At 72.3% G+C, this 23,298-nt stretch carries 20 protein-coding genes; 11 read left to right on the top strand and 9 right to left on the bottom strand.

Annotated elements, in window-relative coordinates; all coding sequences use genetic code 11:
* Positions 1-37 precede the first annotated feature (37 nt).
* Positions 38-1,144, top strand: coding sequence for an ROK family transcriptional regulator (locus tag J2S55_RS25560; RefSeq protein ID WP_306865759.1), 1,107 nt, complete (start codon positions 38-40; stop codon positions 1,142-1,144).
* 401 nt (positions 1,145-1,545) lie between these two features.
* On the opposite strand, the gene J2S55_RS48360 is transcribed toward J2S55_RS25560, so the two are convergent.
* Positions 1,546-2,205, bottom strand: a complete 660-nt coding sequence (locus tag J2S55_RS48360; RefSeq protein WP_370879699.1) for a MarR family transcriptional regulator — start codon at positions 2,203-2,205, stop codon at positions 1,546-1,548.
* A gap of 198 nt (positions 2,206-2,403) precedes the next feature.
* Here J2S55_RS48360 and J2S55_RS25545 point away from each other — a divergent pair, with 198 nt between their 5' ends.
* Positions 2,404-3,663: a serine hydrolase domain-containing protein gene (locus tag J2S55_RS25545; RefSeq protein WP_306865757.1), complete on the top strand. Its 1,260-nt coding sequence runs from the start codon at positions 2,404-2,406 to the stop codon at positions 3,661-3,663.
* A gap of 302 nt (positions 3,664-3,965) precedes the next feature.
* On the opposite strand, the gene J2S55_RS25540 is transcribed toward J2S55_RS25545, so the two are convergent.
* On the bottom strand, positions 3,966-4,331 hold the full coding sequence (locus tag J2S55_RS25540; RefSeq protein WP_306865756.1) for an STAS domain-containing protein: 366 nt from the start codon (positions 4,329-4,331) through the stop codon (positions 3,966-3,968).
* Between the two features lie 356 nt (positions 4,332-4,687).
* Here J2S55_RS25540 and J2S55_RS25535 point away from each other — a divergent pair, with 356 nt between their 5' ends.
* A complete protein-coding gene (locus tag J2S55_RS25535) occupies positions 4,688-5,923 on the top strand; it encodes a hypothetical protein (protein WP_306865754.1) in 1,236 nt (411 codons plus the stop codon).
* Positions 5,924-6,101: 178 nt separating this feature from the next.
* On the opposite strand, the gene J2S55_RS25530 is transcribed toward J2S55_RS25535, so the two are convergent.
* Entirely contained in the window at positions 6,102-7,472 is a 1,371-nt protein-coding gene (locus J2S55_RS25530) for an APC family permease (RefSeq protein ID WP_306865753.1), read from the bottom strand.
* Positions 7,473-7,606: 134 nt separating this feature from the next.
* On the opposite strand from J2S55_RS25530, the gene J2S55_RS25525 reads away from it, so the two are divergent.
* Positions 7,607-7,993, top strand: coding sequence for a DUF8711 family protein (locus J2S55_RS25525; protein ID WP_306865751.1), 387 nt, complete (start codon positions 7,607-7,609; stop codon positions 7,991-7,993).
* 174 nt (positions 7,994-8,167) lie between these two features.
* Here J2S55_RS25525 and J2S55_RS25520 read toward each other — a convergent pair whose 3' ends face one another.
* Complete coding sequence (locus tag J2S55_RS25520; protein ID WP_306865749.1) at positions 8,168-9,277, bottom strand: glycosyltransferase family 4 protein; 1,110 nt, start codon at positions 9,275-9,277, stop codon at positions 8,168-8,170.
* A gap of 19 nt (positions 9,278-9,296) precedes the next feature.
* Between J2S55_RS25520 and J2S55_RS25515 the strand changes: the two genes are divergently transcribed.
* From J2S55_RS25515 to J2S55_RS25505, 3 genes are read left to right on the top strand one after another with little or no spacing between them, the layout of a single operon-like run.
* Complete coding sequence (locus J2S55_RS25515; RefSeq protein ID WP_306865747.1) at positions 9,297-10,172, top strand: PIG-L family deacetylase; 876 nt, start codon at positions 9,297-9,299, stop codon at positions 10,170-10,172.
* 34 nt (positions 10,173-10,206) lie between these two features.
* Positions 10,207-11,268 (top strand): lysylphosphatidylglycerol synthase transmembrane domain-containing protein, encoded by a 1,062-nt coding sequence (locus J2S55_RS25510; protein WP_306865746.1) that lies wholly within the window; start codon positions 10,207-10,209, stop codon positions 11,266-11,268.
* 53 nt (positions 11,269-11,321) lie between these two features.
* A complete protein-coding gene (locus J2S55_RS25505; RefSeq protein ID WP_306865743.1) occupies positions 11,322-14,693 on the top strand; it encodes an ATP-binding protein in 3,372 nt (1,123 codons plus the stop codon).
* On the opposite strand, the gene J2S55_RS25500 is transcribed toward J2S55_RS25505, so the two are convergent.
* Entirely contained in the window at positions 14,683-15,204 is a 522-nt protein-coding gene (locus J2S55_RS25500; protein WP_306865741.1) for a hypothetical protein, read from the bottom strand. The two genes, J2S55_RS25505 and J2S55_RS25500, sit on opposite strands and share 11 nt — an antisense overlap.
* 152 nt (positions 15,205-15,356) lie before the next feature.
* On the opposite strand from J2S55_RS25500, the gene J2S55_RS25495 reads away from it, so the two are divergent.
* Positions 15,357-15,890: a DedA family protein gene (locus J2S55_RS25495; protein ID WP_306865739.1), complete on the top strand. Its 534-nt coding sequence runs from the start codon at positions 15,357-15,359 to the stop codon at positions 15,888-15,890.
* 231 nt (positions 15,891-16,121) lie between these two features.
* Positions 16,122-17,042: a D-alanyl-D-alanine carboxypeptidase family protein gene (locus J2S55_RS25490; protein WP_306865737.1), complete on the top strand. Its 921-nt coding sequence runs from the start codon at positions 16,122-16,124 to the stop codon at positions 17,040-17,042.
* Between the two features lie 33 nt (positions 17,043-17,075).
* On the opposite strand, the gene J2S55_RS25485 is transcribed toward J2S55_RS25490, so the two are convergent.
* The 4 genes from J2S55_RS25485 to J2S55_RS25470 form a co-directional block, all read right to left on the bottom strand.
* Entirely contained in the window at positions 17,076-18,167 is a 1,092-nt protein-coding gene (locus J2S55_RS25485; protein ID WP_306865735.1) for a winged helix DNA-binding domain-containing protein, read from the bottom strand.
* Positions 18,168-18,263: 96 nt separating this feature from the next.
* Positions 18,264-18,794 carry a GNAT family N-acetyltransferase gene (locus tag J2S55_RS25480; RefSeq protein ID WP_306865733.1) on the bottom strand — a complete coding sequence of 177 codons (531 nt, stop codon included), beginning with the start codon at positions 18,792-18,794 and terminating at the stop codon, positions 18,264-18,266.
* Positions 18,795-18,840: 46 nt separating this feature from the next.
* Positions 18,841-19,689 carry a TrmH family RNA methyltransferase gene (locus J2S55_RS25475; protein WP_306865731.1) on the bottom strand — a complete coding sequence of 283 codons (849 nt, stop codon included), beginning with the start codon at positions 19,687-19,689 and terminating at the stop codon, positions 18,841-18,843.
* Complete coding sequence (locus J2S55_RS25470) at positions 19,682-20,455, bottom strand: DUF4184 family protein (protein ID WP_306865729.1); 774 nt, start codon at positions 20,453-20,455, stop codon at positions 19,682-19,684. Before J2S55_RS25470 ends, J2S55_RS25475 begins: the two co-directional genes overlap by 8 nt.
* Before the next feature lie 169 nt (positions 20,456-20,624).
* On the opposite strand from J2S55_RS25470, the gene J2S55_RS25465 reads away from it, so the two are divergent.
* On the top strand, positions 20,625-21,260 hold the full coding sequence (locus tag J2S55_RS25465; protein WP_306865727.1) for a cation efflux transmembrane domain-containing protein: 636 nt from the start codon (positions 20,625-20,627) through the stop codon (positions 21,258-21,260).
* 176 nt (positions 21,261-21,436) lie between these two features.
* Positions 21,437-23,200: a substrate-binding and VWA domain-containing protein gene (locus J2S55_RS25460; protein ID WP_306865725.1), complete on the top strand. Its 1,764-nt coding sequence runs from the start codon at positions 21,437-21,439 to the stop codon at positions 23,198-23,200.
* The last annotated feature ends 98 nt before the right edge of the window (positions 23,201-23,298 follow it).

Below are 23,298 nucleotides of genomic sequence, written 5' to 3'. Positions count from 1 at the left end.
AAATTAACAGGAAGGCTCCCTGATTAAAAGAGGACAGATGAAGACCGCGACCCCGCAGATGGCCCGGGCGATCAACGACCGCCTCGCCCTCGACCTGCTGCTGGAACACGGCGCCCTGACCGCTCCCCAGCTACGCGCGCTCACCGGCCTGTCCCGCCCGACGGTGTCGGACCTCATCGAGCGCCTGCAGGTGAACGGGCTGATCTCGGTCGTCGGCGAGAGCGGCGGGGACCGGCGGGGGCCCAACGCCCGCGTCTACGGCATCGTCGCCGACCGCGCCCACGTGGCCGGGGTCGACGTGCGGCGCGACATGGTCAACGTGACCGTCGCCGACATCACCGGCCGGACCCTCGGCTCCGCCACCCACCCGCTGGCGGGCACGGGCCCGTCCGAGGCCGGACGCCCCGCGGGGGCGGCGTCCGCCGCGGAGGGCGGGCGCTCCGGGGAGCCCGGCGACGACCTGGTCAAGATCATCACCCGGACCGTCGCGGAGGCGGCGGGCGGCCGGAAGGTGCACGCGGTCGTCGTGGGCGCCCCGGGAATGGTGAACCCGCGGAGCGGGGAGCTGGCCACCGGCAACGGCGTGCCCGGCTGGCGGCCGAACCTGCTGCAGGCTCTGCGCCACCGGATCGACGCGCAGGTCACCCTGGAGAACGAGGTCAACCTCGCCGCCGTCGCCGAGCACCGCTCCGGATCCGCCCGGGGACGCAAGGACTCCGTCCTGCTCTGGCTGGACGACGGTGTGGGCGCGGCGGTCACCCTCGACGGAAGGCTGCGCCGGGGAGCCTCGGGGGCCGCGGGCGAGGTCGGCACCCTCGGCCTGCGGGGCGGGGCGTTCTGCGATCTGGTGAGCGCCGAGTTCATCGCCGGGCTCGACGACGACTCCCTCGCGGCGAGGATCGCCGAGGGGGCCTTCGCCTCGGTGGCGGTCCTGGACCCCGGGCTCGTCATCCTGGGCGGGAAGACGGGCCGCTCCGGCGGAGACGCGCTGGCCGCGCGGGTCAGCGAGCACCTGGCCGCGCTCTCCCCCGTCCCGACCCAGGTCCGCGCGAGCACGGTGGAGGGCAACGCGATCCTTCACGGGGCCCTGTTCACGGCCCTGTCCATCGCCCATCGGGACCTCTTCGGCGAGGTGCCCGCCTAGCGGGCCGGCGGACCGTCACGCCGGTGCGGGATCCGATCCCTCAGGAGACGCGGATCGCCCGGCGCGGGGTGCGCCCGGCCGTACGGGGCCCGGCTGTGGGTGCGCTTGGCCGTACGGGGCCCGGCCACACGGGGGCCTGGCCCGCGATCTCCGGTGCGCCCCTAAGACCTGCTCACCGCGTCGCACCACGAACGATCATCATGCAGCCGGTTTCCGAAGGCGGCTCGATCGACATGCGGCCGGCGCGCAGCGAAGGCGAGTTGGCCGCCGCGGCGCCGGCGTCGGGAAGGGCGCCCTTGCGGCCCTCACTCACCGCCGGCCATAGACGGGCCCGTGACGCGGGTCGGTGACGATCAGCAGGAACTGCTGAGCCACTCGCGAGGGGGTTCGGTTGAGATTCGTCACGTCAGGAGGGTGCGCCAGCGCTCGGCCGACTCGACCATGTCCAGGCTGACGCGTTCCAGGAAGGCCGCCGCCTTGGCCAGTCGTTGCCCCACGGGGCTGTCGGGTGCGTAGGTCTCGGCTGTCGCCATCGTGGCCCGCGCTGTTTCGATGGTCTGCCGGCGGCTGGTCACGATGGAGTGGTACCAGGCGTCGTCGTCGATCATGTAGATGTCGCGACGCCGCCGCGGGTCGCGTTCGCGCCGGACGTACCCGTGCTGGAGCAGGTAGTTCACAGCCACGGAGACGGTGGCCGGGCTGATCTTGAGCCTGCGGGTCAGTTCGGCCGCGGTGCGCCTGCCGTCCTCGGACAGCAGCAGGTCGAGGTGCACGCGGGCGGCCATCGTCGGCATCCCCGCTCCGACTGCCATCTCGAGGAGTTCTTCCTCCATGGTGCCGCTCGGCGGTGTGTCCGCGCGCGGGGGTGCCGGTGTGCCGCGCCGTGCCCGCCGGATGGTCGCCTGGTGCGCCTGCTGGGGCTGGTAGCCGCCGGGGCCGCCGTTGCGGGCGATCTCCCGGGTGATCGTTGAGGTTGGCCGCTCAAGCCGTCTGGCGATCTCTCCGTAGGAGAGCTTGTCGGCGAGTCCGGCCGCGATGCGCTCGCGGTCCCGCTGGGTCAATCGTCCTCCTGGCATGCCGCCAGTATTGTCTTCGCCGCCAGTCATTGCAACACATCCTTGCATTCAGGTCCAGCGTCATTGCTCTAATTTATAGCCTTCTACCTGGATACATGCGTTTCTTGCGGTTGACGTTATTTCGAATGCAACATAGCTTTCGAGTTACATAAAATACGTACTATCGCGAAGCGAGGAACCACCATGAGCACATCCCTCCATGCGGTCACGAACAACAGCGCCCGGACGCTGCGGGCCTCCCGGCGAGTGCCGGTCATGACGGCGCTGGCGGCGGCGCTGCTGGCCGGGGCGGCCGCACCAGGGGCGGCCGCCGCCGACAGCAGGGCGGTGGCGAAGGCCGCCGCCAGGCAGGACCGCCCGGAGTTGCAACAGGCCATCCAGGCGTTCGTCGATGCCGATCTGGCCGCCGGGGTGCAGATGCGCGTAAATGACGAACGGGGCGAGTGGATCGGCAGTGCCGGGGTGCGCAAGCTGGGCTCAAGCGTGAAACCGCCCACGAACGGGTTGTTCCGGGCGGGCAGCGTCACCAAGAACTTCATCGCGACCGTGGTGCTGCAACTCGTGGCCGAGGGCAAGGTCGGACTGGACAAGCCGGTGGCCGACCACCTGCCCCAATTCAAGCTGGACCGGGAGATCACGGTGCGGATGCTGTTGCAGCACACCAGCGGGCTGTACGCCTACACCGGCGAGTTCCGTCCTGACGGGTCGGTCGAGCCGGGGATCCCCGCGACGGGCAAGGACTGGGTGGGCAACCGGTTCAAGACCTACCAGCCGGAGGAACTGGTGCGGTTCGCGCTGTCCAAGGGGCCGCGGTTCAAGCCGGGGAAGGGCTGGAGCTACTCCAACACCAACTACACGCTGGCCCAGATCCTTATCGAGAAGGTCAGCGGCCGCTCGATCGCCGAGGAGATGAAGCGGCGGATCCTGCGGCCGCTCGGGCTGCGGCACACGGTGCTGCCGGGCACCACGAACATCCCTGGGCCGCACGCCCATGGCTACTACCGCTACGAGGAGGTCCCCGGCCAGTGGAAGGTGATCGACGTCTCCCGCCAGAACCCCTCCATGACGGCAGGCGCCGGTGACATCATCTCGACCACCAAAGACCTGCACACATTCTTCTCCGCACTGAACAGCGGCAAGCTCATCCCCGCCCGGCTACTGACAGAGATGCGCGAACCGCACCCCAGCAGCGCCGGCGTCTTCGGCAGCTATGGCCTCGGGCTGTACGTGCAGAAGCTGGACCCGGACTGCGGCGTCGTCTTCAACCACAACGGCAGCGCCACGGCGGGCTACTCGGCGCTGATGTACAGCACGCCCGACGGCAAGAAGACCCTGACCGCCTCGGTGACCACCGGGGACCGCGCAGGCGACGTGGCGGCGTTCCCCAAGCTGCTGGACAACCTTCTCAAGGAGGTGTTCTGCGGTGGGAAGGCCACGGACTGACGGGGCCAAGCCGACTTGGCCGTGGTGGGCATAGCCGTAGCCTTCACGGCCGAGGGTCCCTCAGCTTCGAGCGGTACCACAGGTGAACAGGACAAGGCCCGCCGGCTGAACCTGGTCGAAGGCTGGTGGCGGCTGCTACGCCGGGCCGCATTCGCCGGGCAGACCTTCGCCGACGCCACCGAGATCGCCCTCGCCACCGCCCAGCTCAACTCCCATGCCCGGCCCTGGATCTGGGGACGACCCTCGCCACAGCCACGGACCCCGCACCGCAAGTTCGTCTACCTACTCCAAGGAACGCAGCCTCAGGCGGCCTCAAGCGCCTCGGCGACGGAGGGGAACACCTCGAACACCTGGGTCAGGCCGGCGAGGTTGAGCCGTCGCGCGAGGTTCCCCTGGATGCCGGTGATGATGAACCGGACTCCCTCGACCTGGCCGTGGTGGCGCGCCTGGAGCAGCTCGCCTATCCCCGAGGAGTCGCAGAAGGTGAGGTCCGAGAGGTCGAGGATGAGGGTCGGCGACTGCAGGGCCTTCCACGCCCGATCCATCTCCGCCCGTAACATCGGGGTGTGATAGTGGTCCAGCTCACCGCTGGCCTGCACGACGAGCGTCGTGCCGTGCAGCCCGGACGTGGCGGTGAAACTCGACTCCGGTTCTTTTCCCACGAACATGATCAACCCTCTACCCCGGCCTCTCCCAGCCATCCAACTTTCCCACATGGGACAAATGCCTCTGCCGGGCCGGGCGCGCGGGCTCCCCGTCCCCGCACCGCGCCCCGGCCTGCCGGAGCTCGGCCCCCGGTGGCGGACGCGCTGACCACACCCTCCGTCGTGCCCGGCGACACCCCACCCTGAGCCTGCGGGATCTCCGCTCCACGGCAGCCCGCGTGCCTGCGAGGACCGGAGCCTCTCTTCTCCCTCACCTGTCTGAGGTGCCCAGGACACACGGGACTATTCCGGCACCGACCTGTGATCCCGGCGACAGGTCTCCGGGGCGGACGGGCGGGCACACTGGGAGGATGGCCGGGATGGGAAAGCCGTGGCTGGCGGCGGTCGCGCTCATCGGGATGTCTCTTGCGGCCGGGTGCGGCCCGGACCGCACGGCGGCGCCCGCGCCGGGGACGGCTCCCACGCTCTCGCGGAGCCCCACGCCCCCGCGGACCCCGGCGCTCTCGCGGACCCCCGCGCCGGGCCGCACGGGATCCGTGAGCCCCGCGCCGAGCGGCACGGCCACGGGGCCGGTCACCGCCTCGGCCGCGTGGGCCACCGCCGAGGGCGCCGAGCTGCCGGGGAGCTCCGCGCTGCTCGACGTGGCGGCGACCGGGCCCCGTGACGCCTGGGCCGTCGGGTTCAAGAACAGCGCCGAGGACCGGGAGGGCACGCCCGCCGCGCTCCGGTGGGACGGGAGCCGCTGGCGCGAGGTGCCGCTGGCGGGGGACGACCTCTACCGCCTTGAGGGGGTCAGCGCGGCCGGGCCGGATGACGTGTGGGTGGTGGGCAACGGCGGGAGCGCCTCCGCCGCGCACTGGGACGGGCGGCACTGGGCCTGGGAGAGACCCTTCGGGGTGGCGGACGACTACCGGATGGCGGATGTCGCGACGGCCGGCGGCACGGCGTGGTTCGCCGCGAACGGCCCGTCGAAGGCGGTGGTCCTGGAGTGGGCCGGCGGGGGCTTCCGCAACGTGCTGAGCACCGGCGGCGCCCTCAGGGCGGTCACCGCCAAGGACGGGCACGTCTGGGTGGCCGGTTCGAGCGAGCGGAACACACCGCTGATCTTGCACGGCACCGCCGCCGGCGGGTGGGAGACCGCTCGGACGCCCGAGATCCCCGGGGGCCGGCTCAACCGGGTCTGGCAGATCTCGCCGTCCGAGGTGTGGGCGGTCGGGGAGGTCGTCACCGGTCCCGGCGAGCGCGTGGGACAGCCACTGGTCCTGCGCTGGGACGGGTCGAGCTGGAGCCGGGTGGAGGTGCCGGTCCGCCTCTGCGCCCTGCACGGCGTCACCGCCTCCGGGCCGGGCGACCTGTGGATCAGCGGGGTCGACGCCGACCACTCGGGGCAGGTGCTCTTCCTCCGCTTCGACGGCGTGAGGTGGTCGCGCGAGTATGGTCCGCTGCTGCGGGCCCACGACGACGACCAGCAGTATGCGGAGACCGACGACGTCAACCGCACCGGCATCGCCCGGGTGCCGGGCACCGGGGCGCTGTGGACGGTGGGGTCGGTCGGCGTCGGCGACGACGAGGAGGACTTCGTGCTCCGGCGCTGAGGCCACCGGACCTCCCGCCGGCCCACGGCGCGGCCGTCGGGAGAGGCGCGTAACTGTCGGTGGGCTGGCGTAGTCTCTCTCAAACTCCAACAAAAAGGAGTAAGAGATGAAAAGGGTCCGAATCGTCCATACGCCCCGCCCGCCCCGTAAGCCCGCCCCGCTCGACCTGCGCACGCCCTCAGGACGGACTCTCCCCTTCTGAGACGCCCCCGGGACCACCGTCCCCTCCCAGCAGGAACAGCCGGTTCACGGACCAGAGAACCGCACCCACGGCCACCAGCACGCCCGCGCGGAGGTAGACGTCGCCATCGCGGCCCGTGACCGGCAGCACCAGAACCAGGCAGACCAGCGCGCCCACCACGGGCATCCAGCTCGGCGCCCGGTAGTGGTCGTGCTCCACGCGGTCCTTACGGAGGACCAGCACGGCCACGTTGACCAGGGTGAACACGCACAGCAGCAGGAGCACCGTCGTGTCGGCGAGGCTGCTCACGTCGCCGGTGGCGACCAGCACCGCCGCGATGCCCACGGTGAACACGATGGCCACCCACGGGGTGGACCTCGTGGGGTGGACCGCCGCGAAGACCTTCGGCACGATCCCCTCGCGCGCCATGCCGTACATCAGGCGTGAGGCCATGAGCATGTTGATCAGCGCGGTGTTGCCCACCGCGAGCAGCGCGATGAGCGCGAACAGCTTGGGTGGGAAGGCCGACCCCGCGACCTTGACGACCTCCAGCAGCGGGCCGGAGGAGTCCGTCAGCGTCTCGCTGTCGACCAGCATGGTCGCGGTGAACGCCACCGCCATGTAGATCGTCGCGGCCACGACCAGGCCCCCGAAGAGCGCCCGGGGATAGTCGCGCTGCGGGTCCTTGGACTCCTCGGCGAGGTTGACCGAGTCCTCGAAGCCGAGCAGCGCGTAGAAGGCCAGGGCGGTGCCGCCCAGGACGCCGAGGAACGCGCCGTTGGCCGGGTGGAACGACAGGGCCCGGGCGGGCTCGCCGTCTCCGAACAGCAGCGCGTGGACCCCGATCGCGATGACGACCAGCAGACCGAACGCCTCGATGACCGTCAGGACGACGTTGACCTTGACGGACTCGGAGATCCCGGCGAAGTTCACCAGCGTCACGAGGCCCAGGAAGATGAACGCGCCGACGACCACCGGCAGCGTGACGAACTCGCCCAGGTATCGGCCGCCGAACGCCCGGGCCGCGGCGCTCGCCGAGGTGATCCCGCTCATCAGCACGGCGAAGGCCACGACAAACGTGACAAAAGGAATATTGAACGCTTTATTTGCATACAGCGCAGCTCCGGCGGCCTGCGGATATTTCCCGACAAGCTCGGCATAGGCGGACGCCGTCAGCGCGGCCAGCACGAAGGCGATGAGGAAGGGCAGCCACAGCGCCCCGCCGACATAGCCGGCCACCTTCCCGACCAGGGCGTATATCCCCGCGCCGAGGATGTCGCCTACCACGAACAGCAGCAGGGCCCTGCGTCCGATCACCCGCTTGAGCGAGTGCTGGGGTGGACCAGAACCAATGATCGCCTCAGCCATGCACTTCCCTTACCCAATGCGACGAGAGAATCACCCTCCGTAATGTTGGTCTGTTTCTGTTAGCGGCATGAAAGTGATCCGCAAGGATGGCTCCCTAACGTCTCATCCGTCACAAGAAGCAATGAAAGGCAGAAATGCGTAGCCCCCTCTTCTCCCGCCGGATCGCCGCCACCCTCGCGGGAGCCGCTCTCATCTCCCTCACCGCCGCCTGCGGTGGGTCCGGCAACGCCGCACTCTGCACCGAGGCGACGAAGCTGATGACCGACTACAGCTCGTCCGTGGCCTCCTTCGGCACCGACCTCGGCAAGTACAACGAGGCGAACCAGAAGCTCGCCGACAGCCTCAAGGCCCTGGCCGGCAAGGCCGACGGCGAGCTGGCCTCGGCGCTCAACGACTTCTCCGCCACCTGGGCCTCCTTCAAGATCGACGAGAAGGACCCGGCCGCGTCCGCCGCGGCCCTCCAGGACATCGGCAAGAAGACCCAGGAGGCGGCCGCCAAGTTCGGCAGCGCCTGCGCCTAGCGGAGCCCGTGCCTCCTCGGAAGAGGAGGCACTCTTGGCACGGCCGTCGCTCCGCCTGCGGGGGGCAGCGCGGCGCGACGGCCGTGCCGGACGTCCTCGGAGCCCCTGCCGCCGCACGGCAGGGGCTCCGCCACGTCTCGCCCCCTCCCGTACGGCCCGCCGGCCGCGGCCGGGTCAGCCCCGGCCCGTGCGGGCCTGCTCGTAGCACTCCTCGAAGCCCTGCAGCACCGCCGGCCACGAACTGCGGACGGGCTCGGTCTCGCGGTTGTGCGCCGCGATCGACTCGCGCAGCTCACGGTCGCCGGCCAGGCCGGCCACCGACGCGACCAGGTCCTCGAAGCTCCGTCCGAGCAGCCCCTCCTTGCCCGGACGCACGAAGTCGGCCACCCCGCTCTGGGTCCGCGCGACCACCGGGACCCCGGCCGCCCTGGCCTCCAGTGCGGCCAGTCCGAAGGACTCCCGGGGCGCCGGGGCGACGAACACGTCCGCCGAGGCGAGCAGCTCGCGGATCCGGTCGCGGCTGTAGCGGCCGGGCAGCGAGACCCAGCCGCTCATCCCGTTGGCGCGCAGGTAACGCTCCATCTGCGAGCGCGCCGGGCCGTCCCCGACGACGGTCGCCCGCAGCGGCGTCTCCTGCGGCACCTGGGCGCGGGCCTCCTTCAACAGCCTGAGCAGCCGGACCGGCTGCTTGCGGGGCGCCAGCCGTCCCACGGCCACGATGTGCACCGTCCCGTCGCCGGGCTCGCGCCGTACCGGGTCGGCCGAGCGCCAGCCGGAGACGTCGAGGCCGTTGGAGACCACGTGCACCGGCACCCCGCGGCCGGCCACCGCGCGGATCGGCCGGGCCGCGGCCTCGCTCACCGCGGTGCCCACCAGCCCCCAGCGGTGCCACTCGAACAGCAGCCGCAGCCCCCGGTAGAGGCCCCGGGTGACCGGATCCCACATGCTGTGCACGGTCACGACCACCGGCAGCCCCATGCGCACGGCCGCGCGGACGCCCATCCAGGCGAACGGCGAGACCGCGCCGGTGTGCACGTGCACCACGTCGGGGCGCCGCGCCCTCATCAACCGCAGCAGGTGGCCCACCCCGAACGGATGGACGGGCAGGTCGAAGGGGAGTCTCGCGACGATCCGGTGCACCCCGGCCAGGGGCTCGCCCGGGGTCGCGGTCGCCACCTCGACATCGTGGCCCGCCTCCCTCTGCATCCGGACCAGATCGCCGACCTGCACCTCGATGCCGCCGAGGCGCGGCAGGTAACAGTCACTGACGTGGAGGATCCTCACCGTGCCAGCGTAGCCCCGCGTGAGATCATGCCTGCATGCCCGCGGCAAACGGGCCCGGACCACCCGAACGGAGCGAACCGCGATCGACGCCGTCAAGACAGCCGTGTTCTTCCATGCCCATCCCGACGACGAAGCCCTGCTCACCGCGGGCACCATGGCGATGCTCGCCGCCGAGGGGCACCGGGTGGTCCTCGTCGTGGCGACCTCCGGGGAGCGCGGCCAGGCCGACCTCGACCCCGGCGAGGCGCTGGGCGCCGCGCGCATCGCCGAGCTGTACAGATCGGCGGCGGCGCTCGGCTGCGCCCGGGTGGTGAACCTCGGCTACGGCGACTCCGGGCTGGCCCCCGGCGGCGGGATCGCCGAGGACCGGCCGGACAACGCGTTCATCGACGCCGACGCCGAGGAGGCCGCCCGGCGGCTCGCGGCGATCCTCACCGAGGAGAAGGCCGACCTGCTGACGACCTACGACCCGGCCGGGGGCTACGGGCACCCCGACCACGTCCAGGTGCACCGGGTCGGCGGCCGGGCCGCCGAGATCGCGGGCACCCCGATCGTGCTGGAGGCCACGGTCAACCGCGACCCCCTGCTCAAGGGGCTCCGCCTGATCCGCAGGTTCTATCCCCAGCTGGACGTCCGCGCCTTCGAGCGGGCCTACTCCCCCGGCGAGGCGATCACCCACCGGGTCGGCGTGCGCCGCTTCGCCCGCCAGAAGCGGGCGAGCATGGCCGCCCACGCCTCGCAGGCCACCGGCGCGGACACCCGCACGCTGGGCGTGATGCTCAAAGTCCCCCAGCCCCTCTACCGTCTCGTCTTCGGCACCGAGTGGTACGTCCGGCGCGGCCTGCCGCCCGGCACGAGACTGAGACATCCGTTCGAAGTTCCTCCCAAAGGATGAGCCGGGGACCGGCAAACTGGGTTGGGGGGGTTACATGAAGAACAAGTGGGTCCAAATCGGACTTTCGGTCGCATCTCTGGCGCTGGCCGCCACGCTCGTGCGCTTCCTGCCGCAGATCGTGGAGGCGCTGACCGGCAAGCACGTCTCCTGGACGCAGATCGGCGCCCAGTTCTCCCGGTTGAGCTGGGAGATGGTCGCCCTGATGGCCGTCGTCTGGCTGGCGAGCCTGATGGCCTACACGTTCGTGCTGACCGCCTCCCTGCCGGGCCTGTCCCATTCGCAGGCCCTGACACTGAACGCGGCCGGCAGCGCGGTGAGCAACCTGCTCCCCTTCGGCGGCGCGGCCGGGGTGGCCATGACGATCGCCATGACCAAGGGCTGGGGGTTCCCGCTGCGGGCCGTCGTGGTCTCCACGCTCTCCAGCGGCATCTGGAACACCCTGTTCCGGTTCGTCCTGCCCGCGGTGGGGATCGTGGCCCTGCTGGTCAGCGGGCAACAGCTCAGCCCGGCCGTGACCAGAGCGGGCTGGGTGGGCTCGCTGTCCATCCTCGCCCTGGTCGCCGTGGTGGCCGCCGCGCTTTACTGGGACCGCGCCGCCGCCGCGCTCGGCCGCGCCCTCGACGCCGCCGCGCGGCCGCTGCCCCGCGGCATCCGCCCCGCCGAGCACACCCTCTCCCACGCGCTGGAGAAGCTGCGCGCCGACACCTCCGAGGTCGTACGGCACCGCTGGCCGGGGCTGACCCTGGGGATGGTCTTCTTCCTCGGGCTGCAGTGGCTGCTCCTGGTCTGCTGCCTGCACGCCACCGGTGCCTACCCGGGGGCGGCGCAGACGATCGCCGTGTTCGCCCTGTCCAGGGTGCTGACCACCGCCCTGGTGACCCCGAGCGGGGCCGGGATCATGGAGGCCGGGACCGTCGGCGCGCTGGTCTTCTTCGGGGCGCCGCTGGATTCCGCAACGGCCGCTGCGCTGCTTTTCGGCTTCTGGACCTACACTATCGAAATCCCCTTCGGCGGCCTGGCGCTCGGCGCGTGGGCGCTTCTGCGCCGGCGTGAGAACGCCGCTCCGGCCCCCGCGAAGGAGCCGATCAGCCGCTAGATTGGGAAATACCTTGTGCGCGATTCGAAGGCCCGCATAGCGTGGCGGCTGACATGGTGGCGTTCCGGGTTCTCGGTCCGGTCGAGGCGCATTCCGACGATGACGGGCTCGACCTAGGCGGGCTGCGGCAGCGTGCCGTCCTCGCCCGATTGCTGGTGGCACGCGGGCAGGTCGTGCCCGTCGACTCCCTCCTCTACGACCTGTGGGACGACGACGCCGCCAAGGGGGCGCAGTCCGGCCTCCAGGTCTACATCTCCCGTCTGCGCCGGGTCCTGGAGCCCGGCCGTCCGCGCGGGGGACCCAACCGGCTGCTGGTGACGGTCGCCTCCGGCTACGCGCTGCGGGTCGCCCCCGACCAGGTCGACGCCCTCCGCTTCGAGGCGCTGGTCCGCACGGCCGGAGAGCACCTGGAGGGTGACGACCCCTCCTCGGCGCGGGTCCGCCTGGAGAAGGCCCTGGGGCTGTGGCGCGGCACCCCTTACTCCGACTTCGCCGACCAGCCGTGGGTCGAGGCCGAGGTCAACCGGCTGGCCGAGCTGCGCCTGGTCGCCCGTGAGCGGCACGCCGACAGCGGCCTGCGCCTGGGCATGCCCGCCGAGGCGGTGCCCGACCTGGAGGCGCTGACCACCGAGCACCCGCTCCGCGAGGAGGGCTGGCGGCTGCTCGCCCTCGGCCTCTACCGGTGCGGACGGCAGGGCGACGCGCTGGCCGCGCTGCGCAGGGCCCGCACGATCCTCGCCGACGAGCTGGGCATCGACCCGGGACCGGCGCTGCGCAAGCTGGAGTCCGACATCCTGGCCCAGGACCCCGGCCTGCAGCTCGCCGCCCCGCCGCCTGGCCGCCAGCGCCCCCAGGTGCCGGCCGACACCTGGCCGCCCCGGCCCACGGCGGCGCCGGTGGAGCTGCCGCCGCTGGAGCCCGAGCCGTTCGTCGGCCGCGACGCCGAGCTGAACCGGCTGACCACCGCCGCGGCCCGGACCGGCCGCTTCACCGTCGCGGTGATCAGCGGCGACGCGGGGGCGGGCAAGACGACGCTGGTCCGCCAGCTCACCAAACGGCTCTCCGACGACGGCTGGGGCACCTCCTCCGGAGCCTGCCCCGACAGCAGCGCCACCCCTCCCGGCTGGGCCTGGGTGGAGATCCTGCGCACCCTGGTGAACGCGGCCGGGCCCGGCGAATACGCCCCGCTGCTGGCCCCGCTGCTGGACGACGCGGCCCCGGCGCCCGACGACGACCAGGTCTCCGGCGGTTTCCGGCTGCACCGGGCGGTGGGCGGCTATCTGGCGGCCGTCGCCAAGGACACCCCGATCCTGCTGACGCTGGAGGATCTGCACTGGGCCGACGACCAGACCCTGGCGCTGCTGCGCGCGCTGCCGAGCCTGCTGGCCACCAGCCGGGTGCTGCTGGTGGTCACCTGCCGTGACAGCGAGCTGAGCGACCAGCAGGCCGACGTGCTGGCCGCGCTGGCCCGGCTCGGACCGGTCCGGGTGGGCCTGACGGGCCTGGACCCCAAGGCGGTGGCCGAGCTGGTCCGGGCGACCTGCGTGCGCGAGGTCGACGAGGACGCGGTCAGCAGCATCGTCGAGCGGACCGGCGGCAACCCCTTCTTCGTCCGCGAGACCGTGCGCCTGCTCGACGCCGAGGCCGTGAGCGACCGCGCGACGGCCGCCGAGGTGCTCTCCGGGGTGCCCTCCGGCGTCCGCGACGTGCTGCGGCGGCGGATCTCGCGGCTGCCCGCGGCGGCCCAGCAGATCCTGCTGCAGGCCGCGGTGATCGGCCGCGACGTCGACGTGGACGTGCTGGTCGACGTGACGGGCGACGAGGACGCGGTGGTCGACGCGGTGGAGGCGGCGCTGCTCGCCGGGCTGGTCACCGAGCCGGGCCCCGGCATGCTCCGCTTCGACCACGACCTGGTCCGCGACACCCTTTACTCCGACGCCTCCCGGCTGCGCCGCTCCCGGCTGCACGCCTCGGTGGCCGCGGTGATCGAGCGCCGGAACCCCGGCGACGTGGCCGCGCTCGCCCACCACTACGACGCGGCCGGCACCGCCGAAACGGCCATCAAGGCGGTGCACTACGCCGGGCTCGCGGCCGAGCAGGCCGAGCGCCGTTTCGCCCACCGGGAGGCGGCCTCGCTGTGGGAGCAGGCGATCGCCGCCTTCGACCGGTCCGGCATCACCCACACTCCCGACAGCACCAGAGAACGCCTGCTGCTGACGCTCAACCTGATCAAGGCGCTGGCGCTCTGCGGCGACATGGCCGCGGCCCGCAGGCGGCGGCGCGAGGCGATGGACGCGGCTCTGCCGCTGGGCAATCTGGAGCTCACGGCCCGGGTGGCGGCCTCCCTGGCCGTGCCGCACAAGGGCATGGCGCGCGACTTCACCCGCACCGCCTGGGAGATCGTCGACGTCGCCGAGCAGGCGCTGGTCGAGCTGCCGGCCGCCGAGCAGTCACTGCGGGCGAGCCTGCTGGCCACGCTCGCCCTGGAGCTGGAGGGCTCGGCCACCCGCCGGGGCGAGCAGGCGTCGCTGGAGGCCGAGGAGCTGGCCCGGCGGAGCGGCGACCCCGCCCTGCTGGCGACCGCGCTGAGCGGCCGGCTGCGCCAGTCCTACGGCATCACCCCGGTCGGTGAGCGCGAGGTCATCGGCCGGGAGCTGCTGGAGGTGGGCAAGACGACCGGCCAGGTCTCGGTCCAGGCCCTGGCCCATCTCGTGCTGATGGAGTGCGCGGCCGCCTCCGGGGCGTTCGCCGACGCCGACGCGCACGTGGCCGCCGCCGAGCGGCTGGCCAGGCAGTACGGCCTGCCCGCGCCGGCGGCCGTCGGCGCCTGGTACGCCGGGCAGCGCCTGATGATCGCCGGTGACTTCGCCGGCGCGGAGCGCGCCTACCGCGACGCCGCCCGGCTGACGGCCAGGGCTGGCATGCTGGAGGGCCGCCAGGACCTGCCGCTGATCACCGCCTTCTGCCTGCACCTGGTCAACGGCCGGGCCGCCGAAATGGTGGAGCCCCTGGCGGAGGCCCACCAGCGCGGGGCCAAGTGGACCCTCGACGCCTACGCGGTGGCCCTGGCCTCGGCCGGGCACATGCGCGACGCGCGGGCGGTCATCGCGGTCAAGACCCCGGTCCGTCCCGACTTCCTCTACGAGCTGGCGATGATCTGGCGGGCCCTGGCGGGCATGCTGCTGGACGACCGGGAGCGGATGGTCGAGGCATATGACACGCTGAAGCCGTTCGCCGAGCGGATCGCGGGGGCCGGCACCGGCGTGGTGGCGCTGTGGCCGGTCGCCCTGACCCTCGGTGACCTGGCCCTGCGGCTGGGCTTCACCGACGCGGTGAGATCCCACTACGACCAGGCCCTCGCGGTGGCCCAGCGGGTCGGCGTGCCCCGGTGGGTCGAGGCGGCGCAGCGCTCACTCAGCAGCTGACGAGAAACTTCTCGCCGAGCAGCCGGGTGCGGCCGGAGACCGACAGCTCGGCGCGGTACCAACCGGGGTTGTCGACGATGCTGGGCCGCCACTCGGCGGTCCGGCTCCGGCCGGCGAAGCCGGAGTTCGCGGCGAGGTAGGTCTGCCAGCTCCGGGTGCCCGCGCTCCAGCGCCGCAGGCGCCAGCTGTAGGAGACGGAGCCGCCGGGGCGGGGGTTGTCGATCACGCTCTGGATCAGATACGGCCGGTCGCACGACCGGGGCGCGGCGAGCGCGCTGACAGCGATCGTGCCGGCGGCCGGCTCCGCGACCGTGACGGCCGGCACCGCCTCCGAGGACAGGGTCACCGCCCGCGCCGGCGCCGCCGCGCCCGCCTGGACCTGGGCGGAGGCGTTGTCGGCCGCCTCCACTCCCGCGTAGGCTCCGGCGAAGGCCAACGTGGCCACCAGCAGCTTCACGACGCTCGCGGTCCCGCTCGCCACCACCGGCGCCACACTGCTACCCGGACTCATGACAGACACCTTTCTCTCGTCACTACAGGTGTATGCCGCGATGGTTGATCTCCGCTTGACGTCCGCTTGCAGGGGATCCGCGTTACCGGCTCAGGTAAGCCTGTCCTAATATCAAATGCGGCAGCCCGAGCGGAGTGGTGGTGATGTTCCAGATGCGATCGCCTGTGACGGGCATCCCTGACCCCACGTCCGCCTCCGTCCTGAACATGCCGCTGTGGCTCTGGGTCCTGTTGGGCGGGATCGCCCTGTTCGGCGTGTTCCAGGTCTACTACTGGGTCGGCTACAAGCTCGGCCCCAGGATCTACGCCTCCCGCCTGGGCCGGAAGGTCGGCGAGGCGAACATCCTCAAGGTGGAGAACGCCGTCCGGAAGTGGGGCGCGCTCGCCGTCTACGGCTGTTTCTGGGTGCCCGGCCTGCGGCACACGCTGCCCTGGGTGGCCGGGGTGCTGCGGATCTCCTACCCCTGGTACGCCGTGGCCAGCGCGCTCGGCTGCCTGACCTGGGTCCCGGTGACGTCCTTCGGCCTCTACTCGGTGATCTGGGGCTGGCTGAGACTGGCCGCCGAGTCGCCACTCCTGGCGGGCGCCGCCGCCGTGGTGGTGATCATCGTGGCCGCCGCCCTCGTCCGCCGTCGTCGCCGCCGCAGGGCGGCCCGGCGCGCGGAGGACAGCCTGCCCGTCGGGTGAACCACCGGGATCACCCGGTGTGCCCGGCGGTCGCGCGGACCGGCCGCGCCGTCCCGCCGATCCGGCGGCCATGACCGGGTGGGCCACCGGCGCCGCCCGGCCTGCCCGGCCAGCACGGCCATGCGGGAGAGCGCGCCGTCCGGCCTGCCCGGCAGGCGCACATGTCAACGTTTCGATAGCAGGACTCCCGGGATCCGCATATTGACGGTCGGCTCTGTCACCATGTCTCCCATGCAAACCGGGGGAATACGCCTCATCGTCTGCGCCACAGTGGCCGCTGCCGCCACCGGGCTCCTCACGCCCGTCACACCCGCCCACGCCGGCCAGACCGTTCAGCGGTCGGCCCGGCCGGCCACCGCCCACCGGGCCGCCCCGACGGTCTCGGCGCGGGCCGCCTACCTGGTCGACACCGGCACCGGAACGGTCCACTTCAGCAAACAGGCGGCCAGGCGGATGCCGGTGGCCAGCCTGACGAAGATCATGACGGCCTACGTCGTGCTGCGCGAGGCCGGGCTGAACGACACGGTCACCGTCAACGCGGGAGACGTGCGGCACGCGGCGACCAACGACGCCACCTCCGCGGCGCTGCGCGCCGGTGAGCGCCTGACCGTCAGGGAGCTGCTCTACGGGGCGATGCTCCCCTCCGGGGCGGACGCCACCCACGCGCTGGCGCGCGTCTACGGGCCGGGCGAGCGCAGGTTCGTGGCCAAGATGAACGCGGCCGCCCGCTCCCTGGGCCTGTCCGGCACCCGTTACGGCAACTCCGACGGGCTGCCCGAGCCGAGTCCCGGTTACTCCACCGCCCAGGACCAGGCCCGGCTGGCCGAGGCCGCGCTCGCCGATCCGGTGCTGCGGACCATCGCCGCCACCAGGCGCTACGTCGTGCGCAAGTCGAAGGTGCACCGGGCCCACGTCTGGACCAACACCAACAAGCTGCTCGGCAAGGAGCCCGGCGCCCTGGGCGTCAAGACCGGCTACACCCGGGCGGCCGGCTACTGCCTGTCGTTCGCGGTCGACCGCGACGGCCGCCGGATGATCGGCGTCGTTCTCGGCGACTCCAGCGCCGAGCGGCGCTTCCGGACCGCCGGCCGGTTGCTGAAGTGGGCCGATGACCAGATGGCGGGCGAGGGCGACAGCCGCGAAGACGTCTAGCGGGCCGCCGCGGTTCAGGGTGCGCCCGGGCCGTCAGGTGTCCTCGAAGCGGACCTCCAGGGTCGCGGCGTCCGGTTCCACCGAGCCCAGCAGGGCCTCGCCCTCCTGGGTCAGCTCGGAGACCGCGGTCCCGGACAGGGGCTCGAAGGGGGTCATCCGCAGGACGGCTGCCCCGCGTCTGCGCTCCACCTGCCAGGTGCCGCGCACCGAGCCGTCCCAGAGGAAGGTGGCCCGCACGCGGAGGTTCCTGGTCGTGACGCGCCCGCGGTGCTCCTCGGCCATCAGCCGGGTGCGGTCGGCGTGGGCGAGCACCAGGTTGTCGAAGTCCGGCAGGAACCGCGCGGGCGCCGGGACGTCCTCGTCCGGGCGCGGGGCGTCGGGAAGGTCGAACAGCTCGCGGCCCCGCTCGTCGCGGAAGACGCGCAGCCGCGGGCGCAGGCCGTCCAGCACGGCGCGCAGCCCCTTGACCCCGGACCAGGTCTGCGCGTCGGCGGCGGTGGCAGGGCCGAAGGCCGCCAGATAGCGCAGCACCAGCTCCTCGACCGGCCGGCCCGCCGGCTCCGGGCCCAGCCACACGTCCGCCGGCGTGAAGTCCGCCACCGGCGGGAACCCCCAGCGGTCCTCGGTGGGGACCATGACAATCGGCAGCTGGGTCCGTACGGCGTAGCCGAGCCCACGCTCGTCGGCCTCGGGGAACTCCTCCTGGAGCAGGGCGCGCAGCGTGGTGAAGTCACGGGGCCGCTCCCGGAGGAGCGCGTGGGCGACGGGGATCAGCCTGTCGAGGTCCAGCCCGGCGAACAGCTCGCCGCGGCCGGTCACCGCGGCGGCGAGCGCCGGCCGCAGCGTCGGCCGGAACGCCGCGTAGTCGGCCGCGCTCACCAGGTGCAGCGTGGCGCGCATCATCGTGGCCCGCACGACGCGGCGCTCGTGCAGGGCCCGGTGCAGGTCCTCCCGGTGGAATCCCTCCACCCGCGTCCACAGGCCGGTGAAGGGATGCCTGGCCTCCTGCGCCTGCATGCCGCCGAGCCGTTCCACCGCCGTGACGACGTCGACTCTCTCCCGCTGGAGCAGCATCTGGCGGGCCAGCGTCGCGCGGTTGAGGCGCCGGGTCGTGAGGATCTCCATGCGCTCATGCTGGCAGCCGTACCTGACACCTGATGGCAGGTACGCGCGACTGGAGGGCGGATCCCCACCGGCACGGACGCCCCGGCGGCACCCTGGCTACGGCTCGGTACGGCCGGCACCGGGGCGCAGGAGCGAGTAGAGGACCTGGTCGTTCCAGCGCCCGCCGCGCCACTGCGCCTCGCGGATGACGCCCTCCCGCTGGAACCCGGCCTTCTCCAGCGCGCGCTGCTCGCCCAGGTTCCGGAGGTCGGTGAAGGCCTGGATCCGGTGGGCGCGGGTGTGCTCGAACAGGTAGGCGGCGAGCTGCCGCTGCGCCTCGGTCCCGATGCCGCGTCCCTGGAAGCTCGGCCGCAGGCCGATGGCGATCTCCCAGCACCACGAGGTGAGCGGCCGCCCCCAGGACGCCTTGAACCACTCGACGCGCCCGGCCACCTCCTCGCCGGAGCAGACGGTCAGCGTGCCCTGGTCATCGCTCAGCAGGCCCGTCTCGGCGAACGCGCGCCGCTCCCTGCCCGGGGTGCGGTGGCCGAACCACTGGTAGGGTCCCGTGCCCTCCGGGCTGTAGAACTCCTCTTCGAAGATCGTCAGGTCCTTCTCGATCACGGGACGCAACGTTACGCGGGACACAGCGGGGTCCTCCTTGACCGGGATCAGCGGGGTGTGAAGTCTGGCGTCACGCCGGAACCGGCGCACCTGGAGCTCCGTGGGGCGGGCCGGCCGGACCGCCGCGCATCAGGCCGTGGCAGGCGATGGCGGCGGCGGCCACCACGTTGAGGGAGTCGACACCCAGGTCCATCGCCGCCGGGCTCATCGGGATGCAGACCGGTCGGTCGGCCTCGTGCAGCCAGCGGGAGGACAGCCCGTCCCCCTCCGACCCCAGCAGCAGGGCGACCCGGTCGGCCATGGCGACCCCGTCGATGGGCGCGGCGGACTGGTCCGGGGTCAGCGCCAGCGTCTGGAAGCCCGCCGCGCGGAGCTCCTCCAGGCCGTCGTACCAGTTGGCCATCCGCGCGTACGGGATCGCGAAGACCGCGCCCATCGACACCTTGACCGACCTCCGGTAGAGGGGGTCGGCGCAGCGGGGCGACAGGATCACGGCCTCGACGCCCAGTGCGGCGGCGCACCGGAAGATCGCCCCGACGTTGCCGTGGTCGACGAGGTCCTCGAGGACGAGAACGCGCCGGGAGGCTCCGCGCAGGATCTCCCGCACCGCGGGCAGCTCGCGCCGCTCCATCGCGGCGAGCGCGCCCCGGTGCACCGGGAAGCCGGCGATCTTCTCCATGACGTCGTCGTCCACCACGTAGACCCGGTCGCCGAGCCCGTCGAGCAGGTCGGCGAGCGGGTCGGCCCAGCGCCGGGTCAGCAGCACCGACCGCACCGGGTAACCGGCCGCGACGGCCCGGCGGATCACCTTCTCCCCTTCGGCGATGAACAGGCCGTGCTCGGCCTCCAGGCTCTTGCGCAGCTCGACGTCGCGCAGGTTGGCGTAGTCGGCGAGGCGGGGATCCGAGACGTTAAACACCTTCGAATACTGCCATGAGCCGCCTGAGCTGCCACATTCCCGCGTAGAGGAGCAGCAGGGCACCGCAGCCGGCCACCACTCCCGCCCCCACCCTGGTGACCGTCTCGGCCAGTCCGTGGGGCGGGAAGGCCAGCGGCCAGAGCGCCCCGCCCAGCAGGGTGGCGAGGACGGCCGCCAGCAGGACGCCGTAGCGGGTCCGGCCGGAGAGCAGGAGGCGCTCCGGCGGCGCCTGCGGCGGCATCCGGGTCAGCCCGCGCAGGGCCCACCAGGCCACGGCGGCCAGGCCGCCGACGGTGGACAGGTACTGCAGCAGGCGGAAGACCGGCAGGAGCCCGGCCACCCGCGCGTCCAGCCAGTCCCAGCCCCAGAAGGCCGAGCTGTAATGGTGGGTGAAGGAGTCCCACAGCTTGTGGGTGAAGGCGCCGACGACACCGCCGGCGATCACGGCGGGCAGCTGCCGCAGGCCGTACTCGCCGGGGAACAGCGCGGCGACGCGTCCGGAGAGCCCCGGCGGGAGCAGCGCGGTCAGCGGGTCGCGGAGCAGGCCGTGGAAGAGCGCGAGCAGCACGACGACGGCGAGCGGGTCGATCGTGAGGACGCCCCGGGTGGAGTGCCAGAACGCGTAGTCGGGCAGGAAGGGGAGGAAGATCGGCAGGTCGGGCGCCATCGTGCCCAGGGCGAGGGCCCAGGGGTCCAGCACCCGGCGCGCCCGCGCCGAGGAGAGCAGCGGCAGCACCGCGGCGATGTGGCTGGGCGTGAACGGCACGGACTTCCCCCCGAGAAACTGGGCGTGCTCCCTCCGGGAGACGGCGCCGCCCTGGCCGGGAGACTACGCGGTTCCGGCCGGCACCGAGCGCCTGTGGCTTCACGCTGCCGATCACACATGGTGACGTGTATGTTGCTTACCGTTGCGGCAGGGGGATCCGGGAGGCGTCGTGGCTGACCAGATGGTGCTGGCACGGCCCGCGGGGGGCGACGAGTGGCTGCGCGACGCCCGCAGGGCACGTGCGCTCTCCCTGGTCACCCTGGCCTGGCTGGGCGCCGAGAGCGTGCTCGGCCTCGCCGCCGGGCTGGGCTCGCACTCCGTCGCGCTCATCGGCTGGGGCACGTCGTCGCTGGTGGAGGCGGCGGCCAGCCTGGTCGTGGTCTGGCGGTTCACCGGATCGCGGACCCACTCGGCCGGAGCCGAGGACCGGGCCCGCAAGGCGGTGGCGGTCAGCTTCTGGCTGCTCGCCCCCTACCTGCTGGTCCATGTGGCGCACGACCTCGACGCCGGGCACCGGGCGGTGCCCAGCCCGCTGGGCATCGCGGTGACGGCGGCCGCCCTGGTCGGCATGCCGCTGCTGGGCCGGGCCAAACGGCGCCTCGGCGCCCGGCTGCACTCGGCGGCGACCACGGGTGAGGGGACCCAGAACCTGCTGTGCGCGCTGATGGCCGCGGGGGTGCTGGCCGGTCTGGCGCTGAACGGCGCCGGGTGGTGGTGGGCCGATCCCGCCGTGGCGGTGCTGCTGGCGGCGGTGGCCGTGCGGGAGGGCCGGAGGGCCTGGCGCGGGCATTCCTGCTGCCACTGAGCTGGGCTTTCACGCAGAGATCACAGACGTTAGTTACTGTCGCGTAGGGTGATATCCGCACCGTGAGGGGTGTTTTGCCACGGTAAGTGTTCCCAGTACAGTTCCGTGAATGTTGCGGAGAAACTCCCGGTAGGGTGACCCGCTAACTTCAGGACATCGACACCGAAGAAGGCATCGTGGGCGGACGTCACCGGTCGGATGAACTAGAGGACGGCTATGCCTCCCACCAGGAACCGCCCAGACGGCGCCGTGGCGGGCGCGGCCAGGTGCTGGTCCCGCTGGCCGGATCCGTCGCCCTCGCGGTGCTCCTCGGTGTCGCCGCCTTTGTGATCATCAACCGGGACCGGGGATGCGCCGGCGAGCGGGTCGCGCTGCGGGTCACCGCCTCCCCCGACATCCAGCCCGCCGTGTCCCGGATCGCCGAGCGCTTCAACAAGGCCGGCCACGACGTCGACGGCGGGTGCGCCGACGTCACGGTGGCCGAGGGCGTCCCGGCGACGGTGGCCTCCGGGCTGGCCGGCGGCAAGGCGGCGGCGATGGACGTGTGGATCCCGGACTCCGGGCTGTGGGTGACCAACCTGCGGGCCAAACACCCGCAGGCGCCCGCCGCCGGCGCCTCCGTGGCCCACTCCCCCATCGTCATGGTGGCCTCCGGCTCGGTGGTTCCGAACCTGAAGAAGAGCTTCGGCGAGGCGAGCTGGAGCGGCATGATCAACGCCGCCAACGTGGCCAACGTCGAGGGTCCGGGCCGCAAGGTGCGCGTGCTCGCGCCCGACCCCTCCTTCAACGCCGCCGGGCTCGGCGCCCTGCTGGCCGCCTCCGGTGTGGCCAGGGCCTCGGGCGCAGGTCAGGCGCAACTGGTCGGAGCGCTCAAGACGCTGTCCGGGTCGGCGGTCCGCGACCAGGACGCGCTGCTGTCCAGCCTCGGCGTCAAGGGCACCCGGGCCCCGCTCGGCATCGCCTCGGAGCAGGGCGTCTGGGCGTTCAACACCACCAAGAAGCCCGAGGTCCCGGCGGTGCCGCTCTATCCGGCCGAGGGCACCCTCAACCTCGACTACCCCATGGTGATCACCACCGAGGACGCCACGGTCCGCAAGGCCGCCGAAGCCTTCCAGAAGGAGTTCGGCACCGAGGCCGCCCGGAAGACACTTCACGACCTGGGCTTCCGGACCCCGGACGGCAAGGGCGGCGCGGCGGTCGCCGACGGCGGCTTCCAGGCCAAGGCCCCCAAGACGCTGCGGACGCCCGACGCCAAGACGGTCGCGCGGATGTCGCAGTCGTGGTCCCGGCTGAACCTCGGCACGCGGCTGCTGGCGCTGCTGGACGTCTCCGGCACGATGGCGCTGCCGGTCCCCGGGACCGGCTCGGACCGGATGCGCGTGATCTCCAAGATCGCCATGGAGGGCATGCGGCTGTTCCCGGCCAAGAGCGAGATCGGGGTGTGGGAATACTCGACCCACCTCACCGCGCAGGGCGTGGACTACCGCAGGACGGTCCCGGTCGGACCGCTGACGGAGAACATCAACGGTGTGCTCCGCAAGGACCTGCTCGCCCAGAAGCTCGCCACGATCCAGGCCAAGCCCACCGGCGACACCGGCCTGAACGACACCCTCAAGGCCGCCTACGGGCAGATGACCAAGGAATATCAGGGCGACAAGATCAACACAGTGCTGATCCTCACCGACGGCGCCGGCAACGACGACCCGGAGGGCATCTCCAACGAGGAGATCCTGCAGTACCTGAAGAAGACCTACAACCCGGAGAAGCCGGTCAGCATCCTGCTCATCGCCTTCGGCCCGGACGCGGCCAAGGGCAAGAAGCAGATGGACGCGCTGGCCAAGTCGACCGGTGGCGAGGCGTTCATCGCCCGGGACATCCTCCAGGTCCGCAAGTTCTTCCTGGAGGGCATGGAGCGCCGTCTCTGCGCGCCCAACTGCTGATCTCCTTCCCGTACGGCCGGCGTCACACGGGCCCCACCTGTCGCAGTTTTACCAGTTCATACCGTGTCGGCATGGTATCGACCGGTTAGGACAACCCG

Origin of the sequence: Streptosporangium brasiliense, assembly GCF_030811595.1 — a bacterium.
Lineage (GTDB): Bacteria > Actinomycetota > Actinomycetes > Streptosporangiales > Streptosporangiaceae > Streptosporangium > Streptosporangium brasiliense.
This window is presented reverse-complemented; position numbering and strand designations above follow the sequence as displayed.

What these genes read in the sequence shown, in the direction of transcription:
- J2S55_RS25560 (WP_306865759.1), top strand. Translation starts at nt 38, where the DNA reads ATGAAGACCGCGACCCCGCAGATGGCCCGGGCGATCAACGACCGCCTC.
- J2S55_RS25510 (WP_306865746.1), top strand. Translation starts at nt 10,207, where the DNA reads ATGAAGAACAAGTGGGTCCAAATCGGACTTTCGGTCGCATCTCTGGCG.
- J2S55_RS25525 (WP_306865751.1), top strand. Translation starts at nt 7,607, where the DNA reads ATGCGTAGCCCCCTCTTCTCCCGCCGGATCGCCGCCACCCTCGCGGGA.
- J2S55_RS25535 (WP_306865754.1), top strand. Translation starts at nt 4,688, where the DNA reads ATGGGAAAGCCGTGGCTGGCGGCGGTCGCGCTCATCGGGATGTCTCTT.
- J2S55_RS25545 (WP_306865757.1), top strand. Translation starts at nt 2,404, where the DNA reads ATGAGCACATCCCTCCATGCGGTCACGAACAACAGCGCCCGGACGCTG.
- J2S55_RS25540 (WP_306865756.1), bottom strand. Translation starts at nt 4,331, where the DNA reads ATGTTCGTGGGAAAAGAACCGGAGTCGAGTTTCACCGCCACGTCCGGG.
- J2S55_RS25530 (WP_306865753.1), bottom strand. Translation starts at nt 7,472, where the DNA reads ATGGCTGAGGCGATCATTGGTTCTGGTCCACCCCAGCACTCGCTCAAG.
- J2S55_RS25490 (WP_306865737.1), top strand. Translation starts at nt 16,122, where the DNA reads ATGCAAACCGGGGGAATACGCCTCATCGTCTGCGCCACAGTGGCCGCT.
- J2S55_RS25505 (WP_306865743.1), top strand. Translation starts at nt 11,322, where the DNA reads ATGGTGGCGTTCCGGGTTCTCGGTCCGGTCGAGGCGCATTCCGACGAT.
- J2S55_RS25500 (WP_306865741.1), bottom strand. Translation starts at nt 15,204, where the DNA reads ATGAGTCCGGGTAGCAGTGTGGCGCCGGTGGTGGCGAGCGGGACCGCG.
- J2S55_RS25495 (WP_306865739.1), top strand. Translation starts at nt 15,357, where the DNA reads ATGCGATCGCCTGTGACGGGCATCCCTGACCCCACGTCCGCCTCCGTC.
- J2S55_RS25485 (WP_306865735.1), bottom strand. Translation starts at nt 18,167, where the DNA reads ATGGAGATCCTCACGACCCGGCGCCTCAACCGCGCGACGCTGGCCCGC.